Source organism: Streptomyces sp. ID05-39B, from assembly GCF_033794725.1.
Classification (GTDB): Bacteria; Actinomycetota; Actinomycetes; order Streptomycetales; family Streptomycetaceae; genus Streptomyces; species Streptomyces bobili.
Map to the genome: position 1 here is coordinate 16,735 of NZ_JARGEF010000097.1, position 10,493 is coordinate 27,227.

Annotated in this window: 6 protein-coding genes; 3 read left to right on the forward strand and 3 right to left on the reverse strand. The window is 73.1% G+C overall.

The features are described 5' to 3' along the window. Positions 1–158: 158 nt before the first annotated feature. On the forward strand, positions 159–1,823 hold the full coding sequence (locus P1P75_RS21350; protein ID WP_319257707.1) for a CDP-alcohol phosphatidyltransferase: 1,665 nt from the start codon (positions 159–161) through the stop codon (positions 1,821–1,823). Positions 1,824–1,896: 73 nt separating this feature from the next. Here P1P75_RS21350 and dusB read toward each other — a convergent pair whose 3' ends face one another. Further along, positions 1,897–3,039, reverse strand: coding sequence for a tRNA dihydrouridine synthase DusB (gene dusB / locus P1P75_RS21355; RefSeq protein ID WP_319257697.1), 1,143 nt, complete (start codon positions 3,037–3,039; stop codon positions 1,897–1,899). An 81-nt stretch (positions 3,040–3,120) separates the two neighbouring features. Here dusB and P1P75_RS21360 point away from each other — a divergent pair, with 81 nt between their 5' ends. After that, positions 3,121–4,569, forward strand: a complete 1,449-nt coding sequence (locus tag P1P75_RS21360) for an MFS transporter (protein ID WP_319257699.1) — start codon at positions 3,121–3,123, stop codon at positions 4,567–4,569. Between the two features lie 70 nt (positions 4,570–4,639). Here P1P75_RS21360 and P1P75_RS21365 read toward each other — a convergent pair whose 3' ends face one another. After that, positions 4,640–4,945 (reverse strand): beta-Ig-H3/fasciclin, encoded by a 306-nt coding sequence (locus P1P75_RS21365; RefSeq protein ID WP_150470890.1) that lies wholly within the window; start codon positions 4,943–4,945, stop codon positions 4,640–4,642. A 143-nt stretch (positions 4,946–5,088) separates the two neighbouring features. On the opposite strand from P1P75_RS21365, the gene P1P75_RS21370 reads away from it, so the two are divergent. Next, positions 5,089–7,863 (forward strand): BTAD domain-containing putative transcriptional regulator, encoded by a 2,775-nt coding sequence (locus tag P1P75_RS21370; protein ID WP_319257701.1) that lies wholly within the window; start codon positions 5,089–5,091, stop codon positions 7,861–7,863. 50 nt (positions 7,864–7,913) lie between these two features. Here the strand turns inward: P1P75_RS21370 and P1P75_RS21375 are convergent. Continuing rightward, positions 7,914–10,493 (reverse strand): cation-translocating P-type ATPase (locus P1P75_RS21375; RefSeq protein WP_319257703.1); only part of this gene is annotated, 2,580 nt, incomplete at its 5' end.

Sequence of the window (10,493 nt, forward strand, 5' to 3'; positions counted from 1 at the left end):
ATCTGCCCGGCTCCAGCGGCGACGGTCCGCCCGCGAGCGCCGACGACACCGAGACGGTCCCTGAGCCCGAGGAGCCCGAGGAGCCCCAGGAGCCCCAGGAGCCGGGGAGCGAGGCGCCGGAGGGCGACACGGCGCCGCCCCGCACCCTCAGGGCCCGTGTGGCGCACTGGCGGGCCTGGCGGAGCCGGTATCCGCGGGCCGCGCGCGTGGTGTGGTGGACGGTGACCGCGCTGTCCCTCGCGCTCGTCCTCGCGGCCATGGTGATGCCGAACCAGCTGCAGCTCCTGCGGGCCGACCAGTTCGTCCGGCTCCCCGGCGAGGCGATCATCGCGGCGGCTCTCCTCCTCTCCCTGCCGCGCCGCCCCCGGCTGGTGGCCGCGGCGGCACTCGGCATCGGCCTCGCCGCACTGACCGTGGTCAACGTGCTGGACATGATGTACGCCGAGTACCTGGGCCGCGGCTTCAACCTGATCCTGGACTGGGGTCTGCTGGACGACGCGCAGTCCTACGTCGCGGACTCCATGGGCGAGACCACGGCCCTCGCCGCCACGGCCGGCCTCCTCCTGCTGATCGCCGCGCTGTTCGCCGTGATGGCGCTGGCGGCGGTCCGGCTGAGCAACCTGCTGGTGCGCGACGTCGCCGCCTCGACCCGCGGCACGCTGATCGCCGGCACCATCTGGATCACCTGTTCGGTCCTGTCGGTCCAGTACGCCGGACTGCCGCTCGCCTTCCACCGCGCGGTGACCGCGGCGACCGTGAAGGCCCAGGCCGTACGGCAGACGATCGCGGACGAGGCCGCGTTCGCCAAGGAGAACCGCGTCGACGCCTTCGGCCACACGCCGCCCGAACAGCTCGTGCCCGACCTGCGCGGCAAGGACGTCGTCTTCACCTTCATCGAGAGCTACGGCCGCAGCGCGATCGAGGACCCGGTCATGGCCCCCGGCGTCAACAGGACGCTCACGGCGAGCAACGCGGCCCTGGCGAAGGCCGGTTACCACGCCAGGAGCGGCTGGCTGACCTCGGCGACCTACGGCGGCGGCAGCTGGCTCGGCCACTCCACCACCCTGTCGGGGCTGTGGATCGACAACCAGCAGCGCTATCGCACGGTCATGAGCAGTGACCGCCTCAACCTGCCCAAGATCTTCAAGAAGACCGGGGCCTGGGACACGGTCGGTGTGATGCCCGGCATCCAGAAGGCGTGGCCCGAGCAGAAGCACTACGGCCTCGACAAGGTCTACAACGCCTTCCAGCTGGGCTACCAGGGGCCGAAGTTCAGCTGGTCGACGATGCCCGACCAGTACGCGCTGGAGGCGTTCCAGCGGCTGGAGCACGGCAAGAAGCGCGACAAGCCCCTGATGTCGGAGATCATCCTGACCTCCAGCCACCAGCCGTGGGCTCCGCTCCCCACGATGGTCGGCTGGGACGAGGTGGGCGACGGCTCGGTCTTCGACACCATCCAGAAGGCCGGTGAGAATGCCTCCGAGGTCATCTCCGACTCGGCCAGGTCCCGCAAGGCGTACGGCGAGTCGATCGAGTACTCGGTGACCGCTCTCACCCAGTGGCTGGAGCGCTACGGCACCGAGGACACCGTCATGGTCTTCCTCGGCGACCACCAGCCCGTCGCCCGCGTCAGCGGCGACAACGCCAACCGGGACGTGCCGATCTCGATCGTCGCCAAGGACCCGAAGGTCCTCGACAAGGTCGCCTCCTGGAACTGGACCGACGGCATCAGGCCGGCGAAGGACGCCCCGGTCTGGAGGATGGACCTCTTCCGCGACCGCTTCCTGACGGCGTACGGGTCGACGCCCCACCCGTCGAAGTGACCGGCCGCCCACCGAAGGGCCGACGCGGTGGGGGCTGACCGGCCGGGTCGGTTTCCCGGCCGGGGGCCGGTCCTCAGCCGCCGGAGGTGTCCAGTTCCGCTTCCTCGTCGATGCCCGCGCAGTCGTAGGGGTCCTTCAGCCAGCCGTCCGGGAGGACGACCCGGTTGTTGCCGGAGGTGCGGCCGCGGGGGCCGTCGGCGCCGGTCGGCCAGGGCTGGTCGAGGTCCAGTTCGTCGAGTCCGGCGCGGAGCGCTTCGAGGGACGAGGTGATCGCCAGCCGCTTTCGCATCTCGGAGCCGACGGCGAAGCCCTTCAGGTACCAGGCGACGTGCTTGCGGAAGTCGACGACGCCCTTCGTCTCGTCGCCGATCCACTCGCCGAGGAGGGTGGCGTGCCGGACCATGATGTCGGCGACCTCGCGCAGGGAGGGCCGCGCGATGCCGTCCGTACGCCCCTCGAAGGCGGCGACCAGGTCCGCGAACAGCCACGGACGGCCCAGGCAGCCGCGGCCGACGACCACTCCGTCGCAGCCCGTCTCGCGCACCATCCGCAGCGCGTCCTCGGCCGACCAGATGTCGCCGTTGCCGAGGACGGGGATCTCCGGGACGTGCTCCTTCAGGCGGGCGATGGCCTCCCAGTCGGCGGTGCCGCCGTAGTGCTGGGCGGCGGTACGGCCGTGCAGCGCGATGGCCGTCACGCCCTCCTCGACGGCGATGCGGCCGGCGTCGAGGTAGGTGATGTGGTCGTCGTCGATGCCCTTGCGCATCTTCATGGTGACGGGGAGGTCCCCGGCGCCGCTGACGGCCTCGCGCAGGATCGCGCGCAGCAGGTTGCGCTTGTAGGGCAGGGCGGAGCCGCCGCCCTTGCGGGTGACCTTCGGGACGGGGCAGCCGAAGTTCAGGTCGATGTGGTCGGCCAGGCCCTCTTCCGCGATCATGCGGACGGCCTTGCCGACGGTCGCCGGGTCCACGCCGTACAGCTGCACCGAGCGCGGCTTCTCGCTCGCGTCGAAGTGGATCAGCTGCATGGTCTTGTCGTTGCGCTCGACCAGCGCCCTGGTCGTGATCATCTCGCTCACGAACAGGCCCTTGCCCCCGCTGAACTCCCTGCACAGGGTGCGGAAGGGCGCGTTGGTGATGCCGGCCATGGGGGCGAGGACGACCGGCGGCTGAACGGTGTGCGGGCCGATCTGCAGGGGGGAAACGGGCGTGGACATCCGCCCATTGTCGCGCATCGACGACGATCATGTAACGGTCATTAGTTAGCCGCACTATCGACATCGGCGTAGCATGACCGCATGCCAGAGCTGAGCCAGCGACGCCGTCTGCTCGTCCTCGCGATCTGCTGCATGAGCCTGCTGATCGTGAGCCTCGACAACACCGTCCTCAACGTCGCCCTGCCCGCCATGGAACGCGACCTGCACGCCGGCACCTCCGGCCTGCAGTGGACGATCGACGCGTACACCCTCGTCCTCGCATCCCTGCTGATGCTCGCCGGGTCCACGGCCGACCGGATCGGGCGCAGAAAGGTCTTCCTGGCGGGCCTGGTCGTGTTCTCGTTCGGCTCCCTGCTCTGCTCCCTCGCCCCCGACCTGGAATGGCTGGTCGTGGCCCGCATGGTGCAGGCGGTCGGCGGTTCGATGCTCAACCCGGTCGCCATGTCGATCATCACCAACACCTTCACCGACCCGCGCGAGCGCGCCCGAGCGATCGGCGTGTGGGGCGGGGTCGTCGGCATCTCCATGGCCGCCGGGCCCCTGATCGGCGGCCTGCTGGTGGAGTCCGTGGGCTGGCGCTCCATCTTCTGGGTCAACCTCCCCGTCGGCCTCGCCGCCCTCCTGCTGACCCTGCGGTACGTCCCCGAATCCCGCGCCCCGAAGGCCCGCCGCCCCGACCCGGTCGGCCAGCTCCTGGTCATCGCCCTGTTCGGCAGCCTGACGTACGCGATCATCGAGGCCCCCGAGGCCGGGCTCGGCACCAGCCTGCCCTTCGCCGCGGTCGCCCTGGCCGCCCTGCTCGGGCTCCTGCGCTACGAACCCCGCCGCGAAGAACCCCTCATCGACCTGCGGTTCTTCCGGTCGGCGCCGTTCAGCGGGGCGACCGTGATCGCGGTCAGCGCGTTCGCCGCGCTCGGCGGATTCCTGTTCCTGTCCACGCTCTACCTGCAGAACGTCCGTGGCCTCGACGCCCTCCACGCCGGCCTGTGGATGCTGCCCATGGCCCTCCCCACCTTCCTGTGCGCCCCGCTGGCCGGGCGGCTCGTCGGCAGCCGGGGGCCACGGGTGCCCCTGTTCATCGCCGGGCTCGCCATGACCGCGAGCGGGGTCCTGTTCGCCGCCTTCGACGCGGAGACGTCCGACAGCACGCTGTTCCTCGGCTACGTGCTGTTCGGCATCGGCTTCGGCTTCGTCAACGCCCCCATCACCAACACGGCCGTCTCGGGCATGCCCCGCACCCAGGCCGGGGTCGCCGCCGCCGTCGCCTCCACCAGCCGGCAGCTCGGCCAGACCCTCGGGGTCGCGGTGATCGGGGCGGTGCTCGCGGCGGGCATCGGGGCGTCGTCGTACCGCGAGACGTTCGTGTCGGCGGCGGTGCCCGGCTGGTGGATCCTCACGGGGTGCGGGGCCGTGGTGCTGGTGGTGGGGCTGGTCTCCAGCGGGGCGTGGGCGCGGGAAACCGCCGCGCGGACGGCTGAACGGCTGGCCGCGCCGGAGGTGCGTGAGCAGGTGGGCGCCTCGGGCGGCTGACAGGGGAACGGCAGGGGCCCGGCCGGGGGATCCGGACGGGCCCGTACACGGCGGGCCTGCGGACGGGCCGTCAGCAGTTGACCGTGCGCGAGTAGTTGCCGAAGATCCCCTTGTAGATGTAAAAGGCGTTGCTGCCGGCCGGGATCACGTAGCACGAACTGTCCGGGGCGAGCGAGACCTCGATCTTCGCCGCACGTTCGTAGCGGCACCTGTTGGTGAGAAGGACGTCGAAACCGTCGGTCCTCTCCGTGACCAGGCGACTGATGCAGCTCGGGGCCGTCGTCGCGGCGGCCGCAGGCGCCGCCGAGACGATCATGGAACCGCCGATGGCCGCCGCGGTCACCACGGCCTGTACCGCCCTGCGGGACATACGCATCAAGTACTCCTTACAGAGAAGGTTGTTCGGTCAACATCCGGAACACTAGGCTGACCAGCGCATAATCCGCGCACAGTGCGCGCACAACTGACCGGTGGCGGCTCGACGTTGCGGGCCTCGCTCTCGCGACATGGGGGGTATCCGTGCGTTTCGCTCTTCTCGGTCCCCTGGAGGTCTTCCGCGACGGCGACCCTGTCGATCTGGGCTCGGCCAAACAGCGCCTGTTACTGGCGGCCCTTCTCAGCCGCCCGTCCGAGACCGTGCCGACCGCCGTCCTGGCGGAGGCGCTGTGGGGCGAGGATCCCCCGGCCTCCGCCGCCGCGAACCTGCGCACGTATGTGCGCGGCCTGCGGAGCGCCCTGGGCGGCGGCGGCCCCTGGGACGGGATGCCGCGCACGCCGGGCGGCTATCTGCTCCGGGTCGAGCCTGGCCGGCGCGACGTCGACCTCTTCGACCAGGCTGCCGCCCGCGGCCACCGGGCCCTGACGCTCGGCGATCCGGCACGGGCATGCGAGGAACTGGCCGAGGCGCTGGGGCTGTGGCGGGGGACCGTCCTCGAAGGGCTGCCGCTGCCGGACGCACTGGCCCGCTGGGCGAGTCGGCTGGAGGAGCGCCGGTGCCACGCCGAGGAGGACTACGCGGAGGCCCTGCTCGCGGAGGACCGCTTTCCGGAGGCGGTCCGCGGCATGCGGAGCCTCGTCGAGCGCCATCCCCTGCGGCAGCGGGCCTGGGGCCGGCTGATGCTGGGTCTGTACCGGGGCGGCGACGTGGCGGGCGCGCTGGAGGCGTACCGCCAGGTGCGCGAGGTGCTGGTCCAGGAGACCGGCCTCGATCCCGGACCCGAACTGACCCGCCTGCACGAGGACATGCTCAGGCAACGCCCGCTGCCGACGCCGGCCACGCCGGCTCCGCTCCCGGCCGTACCGCGGCAACTCCCGCTCGTCACCGCCGACTTCGTCGGACGCGATGCCTCGCTCGCGGTGCTCGAATCCGCCCTCGACCGGGAGGCCGGCCATCCGGAGACCGCCGTGATCATCGCCGTCTCCGGAATGGCAGGCGTCGGCAAGACCGCTCTCGTGCTGCACTGGGCGCACCGGGTCGCCCCCCGCTTCCCCGACGGGCAGCTCCATGTGAACCTGCGCGGGTACGACGAGGAGGGCGCGCTGCCCGCCGCCGACGCCCTCCAGGGACTGATCGAGGCGCTGGGCGTACCGCAGTCCCGGATACCGCCCGGCGCGGAGGACCGCACGGGGCTCTTCCGCAGCCTGCTGGCCTCCCGCCGCGTACTCGTCGTCCTGGACAACGCACGCGACTCCGCACACGTACGGCCACTGCTGCCCGGCGCCGGGGACAGCGTGGTGGTCGTCACGAGCCGGGAGCGGCTGCACGGGCTGGTGACGACCGAGGGGGCGCGGTCGCTCACCCTCGACGTGCTGACCGAGCAGGAGTCGATCGGCCTGCTGGTCTGCCGCCTGGGCGCGCGGGTCGAGGTGGAACCGGCGGCGGCGGCGGAGATCGTGGCGACGACCGGGCGGCTGCCCCTCGCCCTCGCCGTCGTCGCCGCGCGGGTGGCGGACCACCCTTCCTTCCCCCTGCACACCTTCGCGGCCGAACTCCGGCCAGCCGGTGCACTGTTGGACGCCCTGGGGGACGGCGACGCCCGGCGGGTCCTGTCCTGGTCGTATCTCGCCCTCACCGAGGGGGCGGCCCGCCTGTTCCGGCTGCTCGCGCTGCATCCCGGCCCCGATCTGCCCCTTGACGCGGCGGCGGCGCTGGCCGGGGCCCCGGAGCGCTCCGTCCGGCCGCTGCTGCGGGAGCTGGCCCGGCTGCACCTGCTGACCGAGCACGCACCGGGGCGATACCTCTTCCACGATCTGCTGCGGACGTACGCGGCCGAACTCGTCCGGGGCGTGGAGCCGTTCGCGGAGCGCAGTGCGGCCCGCGAACGGCTCTACGACCACAGCCTGCACCGCGCCCACGCCGCGGCGGTGCTCGTGCAACCGCAGTGGCTGGCCGTCACGCCGGTGCCGCCGTTGCCGTCCAACAGCGGCGGGCACGCACGGGACGCCGACACGGCCCTCGCCTGGTTCGCCGCCGAACACCGGGTGCTGCTGCGGACGGTGGCGCAGGCCGCGGAGTACGGCTTCGAGACGTACTGCTGGCAGCTCGCCTGGGCACTCACCGCCTATCTGGCGCCCCACGGCCTGTGGCAGGACCAGCTCACGGTCCAGGAGACCGCACTCGCCGCCGCCACGAGGGCCGGCGATCAGGCGGGCCAGGCCATGGCCTGCCGCCTGCTGGCCAGGGCCAACTCCCGGCTCGGGAACCTCGATGCCGCGGAGGACCAGCTCCGCCGCGCCCTTGAGCTGTACGCCCGCCTGGGCGACACCACCGGGCAGGCCCAGACCCTGCACAACTACGTCGAGGTCTGCTACATGGACGGCCGACTGGCGGAGGCGCTGGGCCACGGCAAGGAGGCGCTGCGCCTGCACCGGCTGTCCGGCAACCAGGACGGTGAGGCCCGCACCCTGAACGCGATCGGCTGGCTCCACGCCGCCGAGGGCGACTACGAACAGGCCATCGAGAACTGCACCCAGGCCCTAGACCGGCAGCGGAGCGCCGGTGACCGCAACGGCCAGGCCGCCACTCTGGACAGTCTCGGCTTCGCCTACCACCATCTGGCCCGCTACGACCGCGCCGTCGCCAGCTACGACGAGGCCGTCACGCTGTTCCGGGCCTCGGCCGACCGCTATCACGAGGCGGAGACCCTGGTCCGGCTCGGTGAGACGTTCGCGGCGACGGGTGACACCGGGAGGGCCGAAGACGTCTGGCGCCGTGCCGCCGCGATCTTCGACGCGTTGCGGGACCCGGAGGCCGACGCCGTACGGGAGCGCCTCGCCCGTCTCCGGGAGACGTGAGGCATCCGCCGGGTTCGGCGTCCGCCGGGGCGCCCTCACCCGCGGTCACGTCACGCCCATCGGTCGGCCAGGTTCGGCCAGCGCTTGAGCAGGGCCTCCTCCACCCGCGGTACCGCCTTCTGGCCCGCCAGGGCCAGGGCGATCGCCGCCAGGACGCCTGCCCACGCCACAGGGCCCAGTGGGGTGCAGCCGAACATCTGGCTGGCGCCCGGGGTTTCCACCAGGGCGAACAGGGCCGCCGCCGAGCCCAGGGACGTGAGGCGGACCAGGGGGCTGTCCCGGCGGTCGGCCAGGGTCTGGGCCAGTTGGGTGCCCACCACCGCGCACAGGGCCATCGTGGTCGAGCGGCGGGTCGTGCCGGGGGTGAAGCGGCCGATGAGCCAGGCGGCCGTGGCGCCGAGACAGGTGGTGAGGGCCCGGTGGCGGATCTGGCGGATCAGGGGGGCGCCGAGGAGCGCCGTGCCGAGTGGGGCGTCGGTGTCCGGGGAGTCGGCCGCCTCCTTGGGGGTGACGGCCACCGCCATCGCCGGGAACAGGTCCGTGAACAGGTTGACCAGCAGCATCTGGCGGGTGGACAGGGGGGCCGAGCCCGACAGGAGGGTGCCGAGGATGCCGAAGCCGACCTCGCCCGCGTTGCCGCCGATGAGGATGGCGATGGCGTCGGCGACGCTGTGCCAGAGGGAACGGCCCTCCTGGACGGCGTCGATGAGCACCGACAGGTCGTCGCCGGTGACGACGAGGTCGGCGGCGTTGCGGGCGGCGGCCGAGCCGCGGGCGCTGATGCCGACGCCGATGTCGGCCGCGCGGATCGCGGCGGCGTCGTTGGCACCGTCGCCGACCATGCCGACGACCCGGCCGGCGTCCCTGAGCGCCTCGACGACCTGGAGTTTCTGTTCGGGCGCGACCCGGGCGACGACATCGGCGTCACGGAGCATGCGGGAGCGCACCGAGCGGTCGGCGGCGGCGAGTTCGTCGCCGGTGACCACCCTCGCGTCGTCCGGCCAGCCGAGCTCGACGGCGATGGCGTGGGCGGTCTGCGGGTGGTCGCCGGTCAGCACGACGGGCCGTACGCCCGCCTCGCGCAGGCCGCGGACCAGGGCCGGTGAGGTCTCGCGGGGCACGTCGGCGAGGGCCACGAGTCCGGTGAACTCCAGTTCAGCCAGGGGTGCTTCGAGGGCGTCGGTGGCCTCCTCGCCCTCTGCCAGCGGGCGTTGGGCGACCGCCAGGACGCGCAGGCCGTCCCCGGCGAGGGACCTGGACCTGTCGGGGATGTGCGAGGGCAGGCCGGAGCAGGTCGGCAGGACCGTCTCGGGGGCACCCTTGACGACCAGGACCGGTGAGCCGTCGGCGGCGCGGCCGACCGCCGCCGCGTAGCCCCGGCCCGCCTCGAAGGGCAGGCCCTCGGTCTGCCGCCAGTCGGGGTCCGGGCCCGCGGCGTCCAGGACGGCCTCGTCGGTGGCGTGGACCGGGCGGTGCGCGTCCCTGTCGAGGCGGGGGCAGGCTCGGGCCGCCGCGCGCAGGGTGCCGGCGGCGGCCGGGTCGTCGAGGCTGTGCACCGTGCCGTCGGGACCGGCCACCCGGACCAGGCGCAGCCGGTTCTCGGTGAGCGTGCCGGTCTTGTCGAAGCAGATGGTGTCCATGCGGCCCAGCGCCTCCAGTGTGCGCGGGGTGCGCACCAGGAGGCCGCGGCTGCTGAGCCGGCGGGCGGCGGCGAGCTGGGCGACCGTGGCGACCAGGGGCAGTCCCTCGGGTACGGCGGCCACGGCGACGGCGACCCCGCCGCTCACCGCCCGGCGGATCGGGGTGCCCCGCAGCAGTGCCAGGCCGGTCACCGCGGCGCCGCCCGCCATGGTCAGCGGCATGGCCTTGCGGGTGAGTTCCTGGAGCCGGGCCTGCACCCCCGCGGCCGGCGGGACCCGCGCGGCGAGGGAGACGGCGCGGGCGGCCTCGGTGCGGTCCCCGGTGTCGACCACGACGGCCTGGGCGCGTCCGGCGACCACCGTCGTCCCCTCGAAGACCATGCAGTGGCGTTCCGCGACGGGGGCGTCCGGGGTCGGGTCCACGGCCTTGTCCACGGGCAGGGACTCGCCGGTCAGCGCGGACTCGTCGACCTCCAGACCGTCCTCCCACAGCAGGCGGGCGTCGCCGGGCACGACGTCGTCGGTCTTGAGGTCGATGACGTGGCCCGGGTGGAGCTTGACGGCGTCGACGACATGCGTGGTCCGCTCGTCGGCGACCCGCGCCTTCTGCTTCTGCCCGGCGACCAGCCCGGACAGGGCACGTTCGGCCCGCAACCGCTGGAAGCCGCCGACCAGGGCGTTCAGGTCGAGGGCACCGACCACGAGCAGCGCGTCCACGACCGAGCCGAGGATCGCGGACGCCGCCGAACCGACGGCCAGGACGGGGGTGAGCGGATCGTCCAGTTCGCCGCGCACGGCTCGGGCGAGCTGCGCCGACCAGCGCACCGGGGCCAGCACCCGAAGCCGTACGACGGTGTCGGCGGCCGTGCGGGCGCGGGCCGCCGCCCGTTCCACGGAGGTCGGCCGCGGGGGCGCCTCGCGTTCCAGCCGCTCGCGTACGTCGTCCGGATTCAGGGTGTGCCAGGCGACCCGGGGCCGGGGGTGCGGGGG

Excerpts from the sequence above, each read along its gene's own strand:
- dusB (WP_319257697.1), bottom strand. The coding sequence starts at position 3,039 with ATGTCCACGCCCGTTTCCCCCCTGCAGATCGGCCCGCACACCGTTCAG.
- P1P75_RS21360 (WP_319257699.1), top strand. The coding sequence starts at position 3,121 with ATGCCAGAGCTGAGCCAGCGACGCCGTCTGCTCGTCCTCGCGATCTGC.
- P1P75_RS21365 (WP_150470890.1), bottom strand. The coding sequence starts at position 4,945 with ATGCGTATGTCCCGCAGGGCGGTACAGGCCGTGGTGACCGCGGCGGCC.